This is a genomic window from Ruegeria sp. BB9, from assembly GCF_056539345.1.
In genome coordinates this window covers 22,935-41,126 of record NZ_JBQFUU010000007.1, presented here as the reverse complement: position 1 = coordinate 41,126, position 18,192 = coordinate 22,935, and the positions used below count along the sequence as shown (strand labels likewise).

Sequence of the window (18,192 nt, the reverse complement as noted above, 5' to 3'; positions counted from 1 at the left end):
GTTTCCTCCCCAAAACCTAAGCCGCTATGGCGGTAAATTTTCCCTCAGATAGATGTCGATACGGATACGTTCCTGCGCTTTGTTGAATGGGACCTTGTCTGAAGTCGCACGCAGAAGACGGACGGCTGAACGAACAATGTGCCCGGTGTCTTGCGAGATCAGGGCGTCAAACGTGCCAACCCTCAGAGCCTCTCGACTAAGCGGAGTCAGTTCATGCGCTATGATCACCAGATCCTTGCTGAGCTTGTTTTCCGAAAGGAATTGAATAAGGCCGGCATTGCCCGCTGCTGACGAGTATATTCCGACCAGATCCGGATAAGTTTCGAAGATTTCGGGCATCATCTTGTAAATCAGATCCGGGTCATCCCGGCCCTCAACAGACGCCACGACCTCGAGATGCGGAAACTCCTCGGCCACAACAAGATCAAAGCCCTGGCGACGCTCCAGGTGGTCACGTGCCAAACGAGAGCCAGTCAGAACCAGGACCTTGCCTTCCCGATGAACGAACCGCCCCATCAATTGACCGGCGGTTCGTCCTGCGGAAACGTTGTCAATTCCTACAAAGTGGTCTCGCTCGGAACTCGGCAAGTCAGACACCAAGGCAACCACCGGGACCCCTTTGTCCTTGAGCCGTCTCACCGCATCGCGAACAGAAGGCGTTTCGGGTCCGAAAACGGCAACTCCATCAATATCCAAACTGTCGACAGCATCTAGAATGTTAACGATATCCTGCGGTTCAAACGGAGCGACCCTTTTGATCGTGATGCGAGTTCGCTCGATAAACTGGTCACGGGATTGCTCTGCGATCTGATTGCTGATCGCTTCCACAAATTCGTTGTCGGTGTCCGGCAGAACAAAGAGGAAGTTGTAAACCCGGTTTCGTGCGAGGTTGGCCGCGGCGGTGTCGCGCACATACCCCAGCTCATCAATTGCCTTTTGTACTTTCTGAACGGTCACTGCCCGCACGCCGGGGCGCCTGTTCAAGACCCGGTCCACAGTCGCCAGGCTGACACCCGCAACCCGCGCGATGTCATTGACGGTTGGCTTCTTCACCAATTCTAGTTTTTGTTTTTGGTCTGCCACGTGTTCTTCAGCCCTCAAGCTCCCGCGCCAAGCCCTCGAATAACAAGGCAACGGCCTCAGCGCCGGGATCGTTATGTCCAACTAGGTTTTCTTCGGGAACATAGGCTGCTCGGCCCGCCTTCGCACGGCGAATTTTGGCCGTATTGTTCGCACCTTCGCGGGCGGCACTTGCTGCATGGGCCAACCCCGACGGGAGAGCGGCAAGCGCGGGTGCCAAGGCGTCAATCATAGTTCTGTCGCCGACCTTGGCGCCTCCAACTTGGCTGACGCGTTTCAGGCCTTCTTCCAAGGATTTGGCAACGGTTGCCCCATTGGCACATGCATCACCAGCTGCGTTGAAGAAAATTGCAAGTATCACGCCGGAGGAGCCACCCATTGTCTGGCTCAATTCATTGCCCAACGCCGGAAACAGCTGAGTCAAATCAGCCAGCGGCATGCGGTCAAGGCTGCCTTGCAGCGCTCTTGCGGCCGTCGCCAATGTGCTTCCTGTATCGCCATCACCGGATTTCGCGTCCAGTTCGTTCAGGTTCTTCTCAGCGTTGATGAGGAGTTCAGACAAGCGCGAGATCGTTTCTCTTGTGGTGGGATTGTTCGAAGGAATTGGGTCGATCGGGGTCAGGCCGTCAGGCAATGGTGCCACTTTGACCGGGTCGATGGAATTGACTCCGGGCCACGCGGCCAGATCAACGGGTGCTTCAAGAGCTGACAAATCGTCCTGATCCACGGGCAGAATGGAAACAGAAAACCCGTGCATATCCAGCGATGTCATCATGGGGGCCGGGCCGATGATATGGTGGGCAATACCGGTTTCGGACAAGGCGTGCGTGAGGACAGCCATTTCCAGCGGAGTTGTGGAACCGAGGTTGTTCACCAAAGCTACACATTCCCCGGCCCCAAGTCGTTGCCTCAGTTTCTCCACCATTGTGGACATGGCCGATACGGCACTTGAGAACTCGACTTGCTGCACACCCGGCTCGCCATGGATGCCCAAACCAAGTTCCGCTTTGCCAGGTGCGATCCTGTCTTCTTTCGGAGATCCCGGAACAGTACAGGTGTCCAAGCTCATACCGATGCTGACAACCTTCTCGATGGTGCTACTGGCTGCTTTGGCAACGGTGTCCAGGTCAGCACCACTTTCAGCAAGTGCTCCGGCGATTTTGTGCACGAACAACGTGCCTGCCACGCCACGTGGCTGCGGCAGGTCGGGCAGGGCGATGTCGTCATCGACGACCACCATTTCAACCTTGCGGCCCAATGCACGGGCGCGTTCAGCGGCCAGCCCAAAGTTCAACCGGTCACCGGTATAATTCTTGACGATCAGCAAGCACCCTGCCTCACCCGTGACTGCAAGAATGCCCGCCAGAACCGCCTCGACCGACGGGGACGCAAACACTTCGCCGCAGACTGCGGCCGTCAGCATTCCGGCGCCAACAAAGCCTGCATGGGCGGGTTCGTGACCTGACCCTCCACCGGACACCAACGCCACCTTCGACTTGTCCCAATCCGACCTGTAGACAACTTTGATATGCGGGTAGCCGTCCAGCCGGGTAAGCCTCCCTCCAGAGGAGGCCAGAAGACCGTCTATGGCATCTGTTACCAGAGTTTCTTTTGTGTTGAGGAACTGGGCCATGCTTTGCTCCTTAATTCACCCGCGCGCCGGACGCGTCAAAATACAATGGGTTGTGGGGGCGGATTTTTATTATTTTTCCAGTTGGATAGTCCTGGTGGACATCTATCAACGTCACGACCGGGTGACCGTTTAGGTCCAGGTGCAGCCGTGTTTGATCGCCCAGGTGCTCGGCGCGTATCACGCGCGCCTCACGGCCTTCACCTTCAACGATGTTTTCCGGGCGAAGACCAATCTGCGGGCCTTTGTGGTCGCCTCCGAACAACTCGGACGGCAGGATGTTTATCCGTGGCAGACCCAACCTGCTGGCCACGTAAACGCTGCCGGGATTTTCGTAGATATCGCGGGGGGTACCGTATTGAACCAGCCTGCCGTTTTCCAACACGCCGATATGCGTGGCCATTGTCATGGCTTCCACCTGATCATGGGTCACATAAAGCAAGGTTGATCCCAGGTCGGCCTGAATTCTTTTCAGTTCGACCCGCAAATCCGCCCGAAGCTTGGCATCCAAAGAGCTGAGCGGTTCGTCCATCAGGAATATCTGGGGGTCGCGCACCAGCGCCCGTCCGATCGACACTCGCTGCATTTCGCCGCCGGACAATTCGGTGGCTTTGTTGTCCAGCTTGTGCGGGATCTGCAGGATCTCCGAGACTTCGTTGACCTTCCTGGCGATCTCATCCTCTGGTGTCTTCAGGATCGGCGACCGCAGAGGGAAAGACAGGTTTTCACGCACTGTCATATGCGGGTACAGCGAGTATTGCTGGAAGACCATCGCCACGTCGCGCTGGGCGGGTGTATCCATCCCGACGTCGCGCCCGGCAATGCGAACTGTGCCTGAATCCAGCTTCTCAAGCCCGGATATCAATCTCAGCGTTGTTGTTTTTCCCGCACCCGTCGGACCCAACAACACCACGAAGGCACCGTTGGGGATCGTCATTGAGATATCATCCACCGCTTTGATGTCGTCGAATGACTTCGAAATGTTTTCCAAAACGACTTCAGCCATTGCTCAGTACCTCGTCGTTCAGTGCGGACCTCAACGCGCGTCCGGTAGATTTTTCGAAAAGGGTCACTGCGGATGATCGGAATTCCAATCCGACCGTCTCGCCGGGATTGACGGTTTCGCGAGCATCAATCCGGGCTTTCAGCTCTCCGTTCGGGCTTTGCAGCGTCACGATCTGGGTGGTGCCAAGATATTCTGCGGCCAGGACTTTGGCTCGGTAGGCACTCGCATCCGACAGAAAAACATGTTCGGGGCGGACACCAAACACCAGATCACCTTCCGCCCCTTCCATCAGCTTGGGCACGGCTTCGTCATGACCATTCAGTCGTACCATTTCCGAGCCAGGCTCGACCTTTCCTTGAAACGGCAGGAAGTTCATCGAAGGTGAACCGATAAAATCTGCAACGAACATCGTGGCAGGTTTGTCGTAGATTTCCTGCGGCGTGCCGAATTGTTCGATCACGGCGTTGTTCATCACCACGATCTTGTCGCCCATTTGCATGGCTTCCAACTGATCGTGTGTGACGTAAACAGTGGTTGCGCCCATGCGATCATGAAGCGCACGCAATTCTTCGGCCATGTGCTCACGAAACTCGGCATCCAAAGCGCCAAGAGGTTCGTCCATCATGAACGCCTTGGGTTCGCGAACAATTGCGCGCCCCAGCGCCACGCGTTGCCTGTCGCCACCTGAAAGACCGCCTACCGGGCTATCGAGGATGTCCTTGATCCCTAGTATTCCCGCGACTTCCTCTACTTTGGCTTTGACAGCAGCGCGCGGCATGCCCTGCGATATCAGGGGGTAGCTGATGTTCTTGCGCACGTTCATGTGCGGATACAGCGCGAACATCTGGAACACGAAGGCAATGTCCCGCTCTGATGGCGGCCGCTGGCTGATCTCTTCGCCGTCCAGATGAATTTCGCCCGACGTTGGAAGCTCCAATCCCGCGATCATCCGCAGCGTCGTCGTTTTCCCGCAACCGGATGGCCCCAGCAGCATGAAAAACTCGCCGTCTTCAATCGTGAACGAACTTTCGCGGACAGCCGTGAAATCGCCGAACATCTTCTTTACGTTTTTGACTACGATCTGGGCCATTTCTACTCCGGGAAATGGCTGACGATGATGAACATGACGGTTCCGATCAGCGTGACGATGAAGGAATAAGTGAAGGCCCAAAGGACAAACGGCTGCATCAGCATGAAGACACCCAGTGCAATCAGGATGGTTGCCACCATCTCCCATGGGCCGCGGCGGAGCCGCATCAATCCGGAAAGAAACTCGCTCATTTGCGTACGGCTCCGAATGTAATCCCGCGCAGCAAGTGTTTGCGCATCAGGATGGTGAAAATCATGACCGGGATCAGGAAGATCGTCGCGCCGGCCGCCACCGCGGGCCAGTCCAGGCCGCCAATACCGATGATGGTCGGGATGAACGGCGGTGCGGTCTGTGCATTCGCAGATGTCAGCAGCACGGCAAACGCGTACTCATTCCAGGCGAAGATCAGGCAGAAGATCGCAGTTGACGCGATGCCCGTGGCGGCTTGCGGCAGCACCACTTTGTAGAAAGCCTGAAACCTCGTGTAGCCATCGATAAGGGCGGCTTCCTCGTACTCTCTTGGGATTTCGTCGATGAACCCTTTCAGCAACCAAACCGCCAGAGAGATATTTACCCCTGTATAGAGCAGGATCATTCCCAGATGCGTGTCGCTCAGCCCAAGGTTTCTGAACATCAGGAAGATCGGGATGGCGACAGCGACCGGGGGCATCATCCTTGTACTCAGGATGAAGAACAGAAGGTCGTCCTTGAGCGGGACCTTAAATCGGCTGAACGCATAGGCGGCCAGCGTGCCGAGGAAGATACTCAAGAACGTCGAGCCAAATCCGATGATGACCGAATTCATGAAACGCTCGCCGAACTTGGAGGGCCCAACGATCACCATGTCGTATTGGCGGACGATCTCATCGGCCCAGTTCTGCGGCGGGTTGGCTTCCAGAAACTCCTGCGTTTGCCTGGTGCGCGTGGTGAAAAGATTGACGTAACCTTCGAGCGTTGGGTCAAAGACCACTTTAGGCGGGTAGCTGATCGCGTCGGCGGGGGATTTGAACCCGGTCAGCAATATCCAAACCAGCGGGATCATCGTGATCAGCGCATAAGTGATGACCAGGAAGCCTGCGATCCATTTGGACCGGTTCGAAGGTTCAGTGACGGAAAAACTGCTCATCTCTGTTTCACCTTGTTCAGGGCTTTGACGTAGATCGACGCAAGGCCGAACACGGTGACGAACAAGATGATCGCATAGGCCGAGGCGTAGCCCGTCCGCCACTTCTCAAACGCCTCTCGCTTGAGATTGATTGAGGTGAGTTCCGTTACGGATCCCGGTCCACCTCCGGTCAGCTGAACAACCAGGTCGAACATTTTGAAGTTCTCGATCCCTCGAAACAGCACCGCGAGCATCAGGAACGGCAGCACCATCGGAATGGTGATTGTAAAGAACTGCCGCAGCTTGCTGGCCCTGTCGATCTCAGCCGCCTCGTAGATGTAGTCGGGGATGCTGCGCAGCCCGGCCAGACAGATCAGCATCACGAAGGGGGTCCACATCCAGGTGTCAACAATCACGATCGCCCAAGGGGCCAAAGTAACCGAACCCAGCATTTCAAAGCTTGAGGGTTCCTTGCCCGTGAACCATGACACGATGTAGTTGAACAGGCCGATTTGAGGCTGATACAGGAATTTCCAGAAGTTCCCGACAACGGCCGGGGACAGCATCATCGGCAAGACGATGATCGTGGTCCATAGATCGTTACCCTTGAATTTCTTGTTGATCAGCCAAGCCAGCGTGAACCCGATCAGGACTTGGAAAAAGATCGTCCAGAACAGGAAATGCGCCGTCGCCTGCATGTTCAGCCAGGTATCCGAGTCTGTCAGGATACGCTCGTAATTCCTGAGACCGACATCTTTGACTTCACGCCCGATCCGGTTGGCCTTGTAGTTGGTAAAGCTCAGTTGGATGGTCCAGATCAACGGAAAGATGTTGATCGCCAGCAATAGAAAAATCGTTGGGGAGATGAATATCCAGGCGATCGCGCGGTCGGATAATCCTCGGATTTTTCGCGCAACTCGCTCGGGCGTTGCCTCCGCAACGCGATCTACGGTCCTGTCAGACATCTCTTTGCCAGCTCTTGTTGGTTTAGGACTCACGGGTGAAGGTGGAGCGGGATTTCACCCGCTCCTGCCTGTGTCCGGACTACAGCTTGCCTTCGTCTTCGAAGACTTCGGTCCAGTCTTGGATCAGAAGATCAAGCGCTTCTTGAGCGGTGCCCTGGTCCGCAACCACGTAGTCGTGGATGCGTTTCTGCATCGCCAGCAGCAGTTCCGCATAAGCAGGCTCCTGCCAGAAATCCTGCACCCCGGCCATTGCTTCCAGGAAGTCACCGGCAAACGGCTGGCTGTCAACGAAACCCGGATCTTCCAGTACGGAGTTATGGGCCGAGTAGCCGCCAAGCTCCCACCATTTGGCCTGGACGTCCGGCTGTGCGAACCACTTGATGTACTCAAGTGCGGCGTCCTGTTTGTCAGAGTAGCTGACAACCGAGATACCTTGTCCGCCCAGTGTCGAACCTGCCTGATTTTGTGGTGGGTTCACGAAGAAGTCGATCTTGTCACCGCCGGTATTGGGATCGGCGTAAAGACCCGGGAAGAACGCAAACCAGTTCATCGCCATGGCGACCTGACCGGACTTAAATGCGTCCAGACTCTCACCCATGTAAGAGTTGGTGTATCCCGGAGGCGTCGCCGTTTCGTAGAATTCCTTGTAGAATTCCAGAGCTTCGACCGCTTCGGGCGAGTTCACGGCGCCTTCCATGTCATAGGAACCCGGCGTGTTTTCGTATTTGAAACCCCAAGGATACAGCGCTCCTGTCACGCCCATGGTGATCCCTTCCGAGCCGCGCTCGGTAAAGATGGCTGCGCCATAGACAGTCTTGCCGTCGATCTCACGACCTTGGAAGAACTGCGCGATCTGCAGGAGTTCTTTTTGCGATTGAGGCTCGCGAAGATCCTGACCCGTCGCCTCTTTGTAAGCGGCTTGGATGTCGGGGTTTTCGAACCAGTCCTTGCGGTAGAACCAGCCATTCGCATCGCCCATCGCTGGCAACGCATAGTAGTTTGGCGTGCCCTTGGGCCAGGTCGAGTAGGCATAGACGGTGGCCGGCGCGAAATCGTCCATGCTGATGCCTTCAGCATCGAAGAAGTCGTTCAGTTTGACATAGTGGCCATTCTCGGCGCCCCCGCCGATCCACTGGCTGTCGCCGATCAACAAGTCGCAGAGCTTGCCCCCGGAGTTCAGCTCGTTCAACATCCGATCCGCGAAATTCGGCCAGGGAACAAACTCGAAGTTCATCGTGTGACCGGATTCGGCTTCGAATTCCTTTGAAAGCTCAACAAGCGCGTTGGCCGGGTCCCATGCAGCCCAACAAAGCGTCAGATCTTCAGCATTCGCCTTGGTGGAAAGAGTAGTAGCGGCAAGGACTATTGCGCTGGCCGAGGCCAGTTTTGTGTAAGTCATCCATTCCTCCCTTTTTGCGCCGTCAATCGAGGATGTGCGAATCGCGGCATACCTCCAAGGCTATTTGAGGTACGCACATCAAGTCTAGATATTTTTGAGGTTCGTACCTCAAGGCGGCGGCAATTGACGGGGAATAATCCTTTTAGTAATTGATTTTAATTAATTTTATTACTTTTCGTCGTTGCGCAAGTATTTTCAGCAGTGAGGCATTTAATGGCCGTACCCGCCAAGATCGGCGCAGCTCACAATCACGGCCCTCGTGCGGCCAACCGGTTTTTGGCACCCGCTTGTGAAGCTCTAGCGGATTATTCGGTCGATACCTTTGAGGATTGGAGATAGCGTCAAACGGCACGGGTCACTCTGGATCGTGCATAACTCGGTTGGACAGGTGCAGACGTATGAACACGCTCTCTATCGTCAGATTGAACCGGTACCCAATCAAAGGCTTGAGTGCCGAGCCGATGCAAACCGTGACGCTGCGGGCAGGGGAGGGGATCCCGGGTGATCGCCTGTTCGGATTTGCGCGCTACAACTCCGGGTTCGACGCGCAGAACCCTCAGCCACTGCCGAAAGATCGCTTTGTTGTTCTGTTGAATGAGGCTGCGTTGGCAGGCGTAGAGACGAGTTTTGATATTGAGACTCAAGATCTTGAGATCAAAGCGAACGGCAAAACACAAAGCTTCAATATGCGAACACCAGAAGACCGGATGAATGCGGCGAGTTTCTTGTCTTCGGAGATCGACTTGAAAGATCCCGAATTGCCGGAATTCGTCTCGTCTGCTCCTCATCGGTTTACGGATGTGTCCGTCGTCTCACCAAAAATGATGAACGCGATATCCGTTCTTAATCGCGCGTCGGTGCGAGAGTTGGGTGAAAAACTGAACTCAGAGATCCAGCCAGCGCGCTTCCGCGCGAATATCGAGATAGACGGCTTGCCTTCGTTTTCCGAGTTGGACGCAGTTGGATCGGTTCTGAGATTTGGCGATGTTGAGTTGAAGATACTATCGCGAACGAAAAGGTGTGCGGCCACTGAAGTGAACCCGGATACGGCCGAGCGTGACTTGAAAATACCCTATCTTATCAGGCAGTTGATGGGGCACATGGATATAGGGGTTTATGTCGAGGTAGCCAAAGGCGGAACCCTAAGTGTTGGCCAAGCTGGGGAAATGCTTGCCTGAATGCCGCCCCTTCAGATTAGCAACCCCGGGAAACCTCTGTTCTATATTCCATTGCGAACCGGGTTTACTATTTTCGGTATTCGCTGGTTCGATCGGTATAGCAATATCTAGGCAGCGTCGTTTCCCCGAGAGCCATATTCCAACCATTCTCGGTCTTTGGGATCCAGGTGTGCGTCCATCATTGCGTCGTAGCCTGCCAGTTCTTCCGCCGTCAGTTTCCCGTGCCATTTGCCACTCGTTCCGCTGTGGAAAAACTCGGCATCCGACCTGAAGAACCCCTTGCCACCTGAGGGGGCATAGCGTTCTGCTTTGTCCTTCATGTTGTCGAAGGTCGCAGCTTGAACCAATTGATCCATGACCACCTCTGAATGGGTCGTGCCCAAGATGTCAGCCAGTCGGAAGAACGTCCCTCTCAAGTCCCGGGTCATGTCGGCGTAGTGAAAAAGCGATACGTTCGGCCGGTCGGAAAGTGCCGCAGCTGCTTTGTAATGCCGAATGATATGTGCCAGTGGCATCGCATCGGTATCGAACCCTTCCGCCCCGCCGTCCAAAAAGCGACGGAATGTGATACCTTCTTCATCGTTCTCGGGATACCAGGTGTCAAACCAGGTCATTGGAATGTTTCTGACGTGTTTGCGATACGAGAAATGCGCGTCGAGGGGATGACGAAAAACACAGATGTACTGTGCTTGATCATCCAGAGGTAACCCATCCATAGGTGTGTGGCTTTTCATGCTGCGCCGATGCTGCATGGGTTCGAGCCGCTCTGCGACTTCAGGCATTTCTCGGATTCGGATGTCTACCCAAGGCATCTTCACGGACAACTCCGTTTCAACTTCGGGATCACCAGAAAACAACAGCGATACGATGGTTTGCATCCAGGTCGTGCCGCATTTCGGAGGTGTCACCACGAACACATCGTCGGGGCGGATGCGAACCACATCCCAGCGTCTATTGTCGGTCAGGGGGCCAAGGTAGAGCTTTCGGTTTTTCACGTCTAAAAACTCCTCCGTGCGAATTGGTTCAGGAAAAGTGGAATGAAAGTGAAAGGCGACTGATTCTCATGGCAGAAAGCCCAAAAAGCCTGTTGCTGCCTTGTTGAGTTAGGCCGGCAACAGAGTGAGAGCGGAGCAGCGCCAATACGTTATTCCAAAGACCGCCTAGGGTTCTGTCCAGAAAGCAGCGCTCAATGCCCGCAAAACGGAACCGAGCCGCCGTTCACTATTTCCCTTGGACTGCGCTGGTCTTCAGTCCAAAGGGATGATTTACCAGTCTGAATTCGACAAACAGTTGACTGTGAATTCAGACTGGCGAACACAGCTCACGGCGTCCAGTTAATGCTATTGGTTCCCGGCACGGCTCGTGAGTTCCTCCATAACGTTGTCGAGGTTGAAACTGCCAGGTTTTTGCCTTGGCGGAAATTCCTCGAAGCTTTGCAGCCATTGCCCTACGTAGGCGGCGGCCGGCGCTATCGCGAACATATGCTCGAGGAACCAGCGCTGGTATCCCATGGCGTTCTCTTCTTCGGCTCGCTCAAACGGATCGCTGCGGAGGTTTGCCAGCATCGGTGCGCGCAAGACTTCAAACGGTGAGAGCCATACATCAAGCCCATGAGCATTCTGCTTCAGGAATGTCACCTTGTACTGTTCGTATCGCAAGGCGGCGACGCTGCCATCATCCGTCCAATAGATGAACTCACTGCGCGGCCACTCATCAGTTTGACCCGAGAGCGACGGCAGAAGATTGTAGCCGTCCAGATGGGCCTTGTATTGGCGGCCGATGGCTTCAACGCCACCATCGAGCAACCGTTCTTTGATGTCTGGCTCACCGACCGCAGCCAGAATGGTAGGCAACATATCCGTATGCGATACTACGCCATTGACCTTCGATCCCGGCTCGATAACACCCGGCCACTTGATGACCGTTGGGACGCGATAGCCACCTTCCCATTGTGTGTTCTTCTCACCGCGGAAGGGTGTCGTGCCGCCATCCGGCCACGTGAACGTCTCCGCTCCGTTGTCGGTTGAATACATTACGACGGTGTTTTCGGCGATTCCGAGCTCATCAAGTTTATCAAGCAGTACACCGACATGCCCATCATGCTCGACCATGCCGTCAGGATAAACTCCAAGTCCCGTCACTCCCTCGGATTCTTCCTTCAGATGCGTAAAAATGTGCATGCGGGTGGAGTTCCACCAAAGGAAGAAAGGTTTGTCCTGTTCAACGGCTCTATCCATGAAATCCAACGCGCTGGCTGTGACTTCTTCGTCAACGGTTTCCATGCGCTTTTTCGTGAGCGGCCCGGTATCCTCGATCGAGCCATCAGCGGTCGACTTGATCACCCCGCGCGGGCCGAAGTTTTCCCTGAAGGCTTCATCCTTGGGGTAGTCAGGGTTTTCCGGCTCTTCTTCTGCGTTGAGATGGTAAAGGTTTCCGAAAAACTCGTCGAAACCATGGTTTGTGGGTAGGTGCTCGTCACGGTCACCCAAATGGTTTTTGCCGAACTGGCCAGTCATGTAACCATGGTTTTTGAGCAGCCCTGCGATGGTTGGGTCTTCGACGGGCATGCCCTCTGGCGCGCCGGGTAGGCCGACCTTGGTCAGGCCCGTGCGGATGGGAGATTGTCCTGTGATAAAGGCCGCTCGTCCCGCGGTGCAGGACTGCTCTCCGTACCAATCAGTAAATAGCGCGCCTTCTTTGGCTATGCGGTCGATGTTGGGTGTCTGATACCCCATCATGCCATGGTTGTAGGCACTGATATTCCAAAATCCAATGTCATCTCCCCAAATAATCAGGAAGTTTATGGGGGGATCATCTTGTGCGGAAACGGTTGTGGCAGCTGCAGCAAACAAGGCCGCCATTATGGTTGATCTTGTTTTGTTTTTCATTTTCGTCCTCCCAAAATTTTTTGTTAATACCGAGTAACCTACCACAAAATCGGCGGTTTTGTCGGGGTACTTGCGGTTTTCAATATTTCGGGCGGAAACGCGCAAGTGATCCAAGACACCCAATCGACTTTGTTGGCTTTGCTTTATGAGCCGGCCGAAACTTTTCCCCGCGCTTCAAGGCGTGGTTGATAAAGACGAGTTGCGTCGAAACTCGGATTCACGCCAATACGGTTTCTGGAGCACGTCTTCTGCTTTGGGCGCAAAGAAGGCACCTGCTAAACGTTGTTTGGGTGTGTGTTTAGTAAGTCTGCCGGTCGTTCCGGCACATTCGATCCCGTGCGTTGGCGACCGAAAAGCGCCGCGCACCGTTGATCAGCCCGGCCGCCTCGGACGTCGGTGCTGCTGCCGTCTATCCTTTGGCTTACCGCCGGCTTCGGAACATGGGCGTTTGGGTTCCTTGACAGACGCAGTATGGCGACCTGCGTGCCTCGGCCCCCTTGCCGTCGGAACGCCCATGCCTGCTGCGGGATATGATCCGCTGAAACCGATTTCAGCGGATCAAGCGCAGTCGTCAGTTGGCGATCTCTTGCACCTTCATGACCAGTTCGTTCCAGTTTCGCTGGTTCTCTATATCATGCTCGAGCCCTTGTTCATCGGCAATTCGAAAGCGCTTGACCGCCGGCGTCTTGCTTGTCGCCTGGTACAGCCAATAGGCCTCGGCCCTCAACGCTTCGGAAATAGGTTTGTCGATGGATTCGTAGACCATCTGCTTGCACGCGTTGATGGATTCGGCGGGGAATTGGGCAATGCGCCTGGCCAGAGCATCGACATAGGGACCGATCTCGTCGGGATCCAGCGCCTTGTTGATGGTGCCCATGCGCTCGGCATCGTCGGCATCGTAATCCTGCGCACTCAGGATGATTTCCAATGCCCGGCCAAGCCCGGTTTGGCGCGCCATGCGAGAAGCGCCGCCGCCGCAGGGCAGGATGCCCATGCCAACTTCCATCTGCATGAACTTGAACTTCCCGCGTGCCGCAAAACGCATGTCCAGCGCGAGTGCGAGTTCGTGTCCGCCGCCACGGGCGAAGCCTTCGAGCTTCGCGATTGTTGCCTGCGGGACCTTGCTCAGCCGTTCGCAAACGGACTGCAGGTCCAGCAGCTGGGCGTCTTCACGCGAGACGGCTTCGGTCGAAAGATCCTTGAGCAACTCGGTATCGTAGTGACAGACCCAGATTTCGGGGTTCGCCGACTGGAAGATCACCACTTTGGTTTCCCGGTCCCGCTCCAGCCGCATCGCAAGGCTGTTGAGGTCGGCCAGCATCTCTTGGCCCTGAACATTGACCGCTCCGAAGTTGAACGTCACGGTGGCGATTGCATTCTCGACCGCGACGTCAAAGGTCTGGAAGTTTTCGTATTTCATTGGACAGTCCTCTCCTGTCCTCGTCATCAAAGATGCGAGGGTTTGCGTGGATTGGCTGGACGCGGGAGTGCGCCCGGCTCAGCCGTAGTGGCGGATAGTGTCTTGAATGGCCTTCATGACGTCGGCTGCGTGTTCGGACTTCAGCGCCGCGGGGTGCGGGTCCGCAAAGGTACCGCCGTCATTGTCGAAATAGGCGCCCGAGGCCTGCGCGAACCGATCGCTCAGCGCGGCATCGATTAGGATGTCGGCGCCGATGCTGAGGTCGTTGCCGGCGACTCCGAAACCGTCCTTGACCATTTTGGACGCCAGCAATGAACCCGGATTGACCGCAATCAACGCCGGTCCATCGGGCAGGGCGCGGGCCTGTTCGCGCGTCCATATCGTGATTGCCAACTTGCTTTGCGCATATGCGCCCATATCGGCCAATCGCGTTTTGCCGGTCAAAGCATCCACATCCACAGGGGCCTGGGCGGCCGAGGACAGGTTCACGACGCGGCCAGTCTTGGGAATGATCGGAAGCAGAAGTTCGGTCAGCAGATAGGGCGCGAACGTGTTCACGACGAAGCGGATATCGAGACCGTTTTCGAGAGTGGTCTGCGGAGCCTTCAGGACGCCGGCGTTGTTGATCAGCACATCCAGCCGGTCGTGATTGGAGCGGATGGCCTCCGCCAAAGACCTCACTGCTGATAGGTCGGACAGATCGGCGCTGTAGGTTTCCGGCTGCCCTCCAACCTTCTGGGCGGCTGCTTCCAGCTTTGCAGTGTTCCGTCCGTGCAACAGAATTCGGTGACCGTCAGCCGCCAGTTTCTTGGCGGTGAGGAGTCCGATACCATCGGTTGCGCCAGTGATCAGAATGGTTTTGGTCATGCGATCCGTTCCTTATGAAAATTCCGGCAAGATCGTATCCGCCAGGCGTTTGAGTGTCGGTTCGATGGCGGCCTGGTTGAAACGCAAATTCAGGGCGACGTGGTTCATCCCCAACTCACGGATTTCAGCCAAGTAGCGGCGCAGGAAATTCGAACCCGACTGGAACCCCAGATGTATTGGGCGTGCGGGGGCATTTGGGTCTTCCAGCAAGTCGACATAGAGCGACTGCATCACCGGTTTGTCCGGTTGCCCCAGTTCTTTCAGACGGTTCCGGTAATCGGCCACCGCGCGCCCCTGTGATGCCGCATCGCGCGGATAGGTCATCCACCCATCGCCGTTTTCAGCCACCCAATCCGGGGATTGTCGACTGCCGCCCGTGATCAACAGCGGCAGGCGCGATCCCGAGGGTTTTGGCAGAAGGTCAATGTCGCCGGGCAGATTTCCCTGCGGGCTTTCATGCTTTGGGTAGGGTGTTGCCGTTGCACGGATATAGTCGACGCTGTCGCGGAACCGTTCACCTCGATCGGGGAAGGATTGACGCATTGCCGGATACTCTTCCGGTCGATCGCCAGACGCCACACCCAACAGCAGCCGGCCATCAGACAAAACATCCGCCGACGCGGCTGCCTTTGCCACATGGGCCGGATGGCGCAGCGGCAAAACGATGCTGGCGGTCCCCAGGGCAATGCGATCCGTCGCGGTCGCCAGTGCACCCAGATAGACAAACGGGTCAAAGATCTGGCCGGGGTTCCCGAAACTTGGAACATTGAACGGCACGTCGCGCAGCCAAAGCGCGGCAAAGCCCAGAGACTCGGCCAATTGCGCGGCCTTCATGTGGCCCTTCATCGTCGGCTCGGATCCCACAGGGTAGGCCTCAAGCGGCAATACCAGCCCGAGCGTCAGCTGATCTGGCCGAAATACCTGACCGTAGGCCTTGTTGATCGGGGCAAAGGACAGGTTTTGGTTTTTGTCCAACATGATGGTTCCTTGCTCAGTACCGCACCAAAGTGCGGGTCTCGATGCTTTTCCGGATGGTGTTAACGGTCGGGTCCTCGACCATATCGAGCGCGCTGTGCGCGACGGAAGGCAATCCCCGATTGTCGTAGATGTTGAAAATAGCGATTTCATCCGGGCCCATTCGAGACAGATAGACCCAGTCATGCCTTGCATTCCCGACAAGCCCCATGATCTGCCCTTTGCGGTCAGGATAGATCAGGTCAAGCAGGATCCAGTCTTTTGGGTCGACGGACGAAGGACGGACGAATCCCAGCGGCGCGCTGTTGATCGGGTGATCGACAGGCCGCCAGAGATTGACAAAGGCATAGTGCCCTTTGCTCCACTCGGCCGCCCGCTCGGCGCCCAGCAAATCCTCCAGCCGTTGCCGAGCGCCGTCCGCGCTGTAATCGCTGTGGACGTTGCGCGCCGGCTTGCGCGTCGCCTTTGGGTCGTCCACGCGCAAGGTATGGTCGAAGATCACCACCTCGCGAACGCCGATCTTTGCGGTCAGCAGTTGAGCCAGCTCGTGTTCGTAGGTCCCTTTCCACTGATCCCCGGAGAAATTGCAGATCGCACTAAGCGCTTTCAGAAACTCGACGCCGTCGGGGTCAAAGCGCAGGGGCCGCCCGGATGTCCGCATATCAGTCAGGCTCACTTGTGTCGGCAACAGTTCGGGCGAAATCAGGTTGCCGACAATCCCGCCGGCGTCCAGTTGGAACGCCTGCCGTTCAGGTTTGTGAACGTGATAGTTTACGATACCGGTTCGTTGCATCTGTAGCCTCACTGAATTGCGGATGATGCAGCCCCTGGCTTTTTTGACGTTGGCTCAGAACCAGTTCACGGTTTCGGCCATCGGGCGGCGGGTCTTGGGGAATTGCGGATCGCTGGCGCGATACCCGAAGGCAAACATCACCGCGGGTTTCCACGTCGAGGTATCCACCCCGAAATGCTCGGCCAGAGTCTGGGTGGTGAGTTGCATGTCAAACCCTTCGATGGGGCAGGAATCGATACCCATCAAAGCAGCGGTCGTCATCATGTTGGCCAGAACGATATAGGCCTGTTTGCCGGACCAGTCGGTGATCTCGCGTTCAGTGGTGATGCGATGGTCGGTTGACTGGAATTTGCCATACGCGCCGTTGAACAATTCGATGACGTCCTCGGGAAGTTGTTTGACCTTGCGATAGTGGTCCTGCAGATAATTAGACCCAGCGGTCATGGTTGCCGCAGTGCTGGCCAGAATGATGCCAAAATGGCTGGCTGTCCCCAATTGGCCGGAACTGCCGTTCATCATGCCATTGGCGCCCCATGAAAAATCGCGCAAAAGCTCGCGTTTGTGGGGCGATTGGATGACAAGAATCTTGAACGGCTCGTGCCCGAAAGAGGTGGGCGACAGGCGGCCAGCCTCAAGGATGGTTTCGAAATCGGCGTCGCTGATCTTTCGGTCGGGATCAAAGACCTTTGTTGCGTGCCGGAAATTCAAGGCTTCGAGGATCTGTGACTGAACGTTCGGGCGAACGGACATTTGTGGCTCCATTTGGTTTGTCTTCCGTGGAGCCAAAAATATCACTTGAGAAATCCGATGAAACAGCAGATATCAGGTTTCAGTTTTCGGATTTTGCGTATAATAGGCTTATGGACACACAGGCGCTTCGGCTTTTCGTGCTTGCAGCGGACAAGCTGAACATATCGGCCGCCGGGCGCGAACTGGGGTTGGTGCCCGCAGTCTCAAGCGCCCGACTTGCCAAGCTGGAGCATCAGTTGGGTGTCGAGTTGCTGCACCGCTCGACCCGGAAAGTATCGCTGTCGCTGGAGGGCGCCGAGTTTCTACCTTTTGCGCGCGAGATTCTGGCGCAGGAGAATGCGGCCTTGGCCGCTTTGGGGCAGGGGTCGGCCCAAGCCACCGGCACTTTGCGGTTTACTGCGCCTAGCACATTTGCCCAGCTTTACATCGCTCCGATCCTTGCAAGGTTTCAGGAAGAGCATCCGGGTGTGACCCTGGACCTGCGATTGTCGGATGCTCAGTTTGATCTGATCGAAGGCAGCTATGATCTTGCTTTGCGGAACGCACCGCTGATCGATACCAGCCTCAAGGGGCGCAAGCTGGCGGATGACAAACGCATCCTTTGCGCGGCACCGGATTACCTGTCGGCCCACGGAGAGCCCGAGACGCCGGATGATCTGGCGCATCATCGGCTGATTGCCTTTCGCCACACCCGGGCCCGGGCGCTGAAAACTACCCGGGGGGCCGTCGCAAGCTTCGATCCCGGAGCCACGAAATGTCCATTGATCATGGATGACGGTCTCAGCCAGAAGCTGGCCACCGTGGCAGGTGCGGGGATCTCGATGAACTCGCTGTGGAGCGTTCAGGAGGAACTTGCCTCAGGCAGGTTGCGTCATGTCCTTCCCGAATACGAGGCGGCGGAAGACAACGTGCTGTGGCTGATCTTTCCAAAGTCGAACGTATTGTCGCCAAAGGTGCGGGTCTTCATGGATTTTCTGATCGCCGAGATCGGCGTGAAGCCTCCATGGGAAAGACCGTCGGACTGACCGATTGCGCCCAGTTGCTTC

General features: G+C 56.1%; 17 protein-coding genes. 2 read left to right on the top strand and 15 right to left on the bottom strand.

All coding sequences use genetic code 11. The annotated features are described in order from the left end of the window. Window positions 1-24: 24 nt before the first annotated feature. The 8 genes from ACR0FC_RS18710 to ACR0FC_RS18675 all read right to left on the bottom strand — a co-directional run bounded on the left by ACR0FC_RS18710 (window position 25) and on the right by ACR0FC_RS18675 (window position 8,275). Window positions 25-1,083 (bottom strand): LacI family DNA-binding transcriptional regulator, encoded by a 1,059-nt coding sequence (locus ACR0FC_RS18710; protein ID WP_170342914.1) that lies wholly within the window; start codon window positions 1,081-1,083, stop codon window positions 25-27. A gap of 7 nt (window positions 1,084-1,090) precedes the next feature. Then, the gene (locus tag ACR0FC_RS18705; RefSeq protein ID WP_170342912.1) at window positions 1,091-2,713 is read right to left on the bottom strand and encodes a dihydroxyacetone kinase subunit DhaK; all 1,623 of its coding nucleotides are present in this window, start codon (window positions 2,711-2,713) and stop codon (window positions 1,091-1,093) included. A 10-nt stretch (window positions 2,714-2,723) separates the two neighbouring features. Continuing rightward, entirely contained in the window at window positions 2,724-3,716 is a 993-nt protein-coding gene (locus ACR0FC_RS18700; RefSeq protein ID WP_170342910.1) for an ABC transporter ATP-binding protein, read from the bottom strand. Continuing rightward, complete coding sequence (locus tag ACR0FC_RS18695) at window positions 3,709-4,806, bottom strand: ABC transporter ATP-binding protein (RefSeq protein ID WP_170342979.1); 1,098 nt, start codon at window positions 4,804-4,806, stop codon at window positions 3,709-3,711. The genes ACR0FC_RS18700 and ACR0FC_RS18695 overlap by 8 nt, the downstream gene beginning before the upstream one ends. Before the next feature lie 2 nt (window positions 4,807-4,808). Further along, a complete protein-coding gene (locus ACR0FC_RS18690; protein WP_093965435.1) occupies window positions 4,809-4,997 on the bottom strand; it encodes a hypothetical protein in 189 nt (62 codons plus the stop codon). After that, window positions 4,994-5,932 (bottom strand): carbohydrate ABC transporter permease, encoded by a 939-nt coding sequence (locus tag ACR0FC_RS18685; RefSeq protein ID WP_010442361.1) that lies wholly within the window; start codon window positions 5,930-5,932, stop codon window positions 4,994-4,996. Before ACR0FC_RS18685 ends, ACR0FC_RS18690 begins: the two co-directional genes overlap by 4 nt. Beyond that, on the bottom strand, window positions 5,929-6,876 hold the full coding sequence (locus ACR0FC_RS18680; protein ID WP_170342909.1) for a carbohydrate ABC transporter permease: 948 nt from the start codon (window positions 6,874-6,876) through the stop codon (window positions 5,929-5,931). The genes ACR0FC_RS18685 and ACR0FC_RS18680 overlap by 4 nt, the downstream gene beginning before the upstream one ends. A gap of 79 nt (window positions 6,877-6,955) precedes the next feature. Continuing rightward, window positions 6,956-8,275 carry an ABC transporter substrate-binding protein gene (locus ACR0FC_RS18675; protein WP_093965439.1) on the bottom strand — a complete coding sequence of 440 codons (1,320 nt, stop codon included), beginning with the start codon at window positions 8,273-8,275 and terminating at the stop codon, window positions 6,956-6,958. Between the two features lie 398 nt (window positions 8,276-8,673). Here ACR0FC_RS18675 and ACR0FC_RS18670 point away from each other — a divergent pair, with 398 nt between their 5' ends. Then, window positions 8,674-9,453, top strand: coding sequence for an MOSC domain-containing protein (locus ACR0FC_RS18670; protein WP_170342908.1), 780 nt, complete (start codon window positions 8,674-8,676; stop codon window positions 9,451-9,453). A gap of 107 nt (window positions 9,454-9,560) precedes the next feature. Here ACR0FC_RS18670 and ACR0FC_RS18665 read toward each other — a convergent pair whose 3' ends face one another. From ACR0FC_RS18665 to ACR0FC_RS18635, 7 genes are all read right to left on the bottom strand, one after another. Continuing rightward, window positions 9,561-10,448: a sulfotransferase domain-containing protein gene (locus tag ACR0FC_RS18665; RefSeq protein ID WP_170342906.1), complete on the bottom strand. Its 888-nt coding sequence runs from the start codon at window positions 10,446-10,448 to the stop codon at window positions 9,561-9,563. A 345-nt stretch (window positions 10,449-10,793) separates the two neighbouring features. Next, entirely contained in the window at window positions 10,794-12,341 is a 1,548-nt protein-coding gene (locus tag ACR0FC_RS18660; protein WP_170342904.1) for an arylsulfatase, read from the bottom strand. Window positions 12,342-12,912: 571 nt separating this feature from the next. Further along, window positions 12,913-13,761 carry an enoyl-CoA hydratase/isomerase family protein gene (locus ACR0FC_RS18655; protein WP_170342903.1) on the bottom strand — a complete coding sequence of 283 codons (849 nt, stop codon included), beginning with the start codon at window positions 13,759-13,761 and terminating at the stop codon, window positions 12,913-12,915. Window positions 13,762-13,839: 78 nt separating this feature from the next. After that, window positions 13,840-14,628 (bottom strand): SDR family NAD(P)-dependent oxidoreductase, encoded by a 789-nt coding sequence (locus ACR0FC_RS18650; RefSeq protein ID WP_170342902.1) that lies wholly within the window; start codon window positions 14,626-14,628, stop codon window positions 13,840-13,842. A gap of 12 nt (window positions 14,629-14,640) precedes the next feature. Beyond that, window positions 14,641-15,606, bottom strand: a complete 966-nt coding sequence (locus ACR0FC_RS18645) for an LLM class oxidoreductase (protein ID WP_170342900.1) — start codon at window positions 15,604-15,606, stop codon at window positions 14,641-14,643. A gap of 13 nt (window positions 15,607-15,619) precedes the next feature. After that, entirely contained in the window at window positions 15,620-16,396 is a 777-nt protein-coding gene (locus ACR0FC_RS18640; protein ID WP_170342898.1) for a CmcJ/NvfI family oxidoreductase, read from the bottom strand. A 54-nt stretch (window positions 16,397-16,450) separates the two neighbouring features. After that, window positions 16,451-17,146: an NAD(P)H-dependent oxidoreductase gene (locus ACR0FC_RS18635; RefSeq protein WP_170342896.1), complete on the bottom strand. Its 696-nt coding sequence runs from the start codon at window positions 17,144-17,146 to the stop codon at window positions 16,451-16,453. 110 nt (window positions 17,147-17,256) lie between these two features. Here ACR0FC_RS18635 and ACR0FC_RS18630 point away from each other — a divergent pair, with 110 nt between their 5' ends. After that, complete coding sequence (locus tag ACR0FC_RS18630; RefSeq protein ID WP_170342895.1) at window positions 17,257-18,171, top strand: LysR family transcriptional regulator; 915 nt, start codon at window positions 17,257-17,259, stop codon at window positions 18,169-18,171. Window positions 18,172-18,192 lie beyond the last annotated feature (21 nt).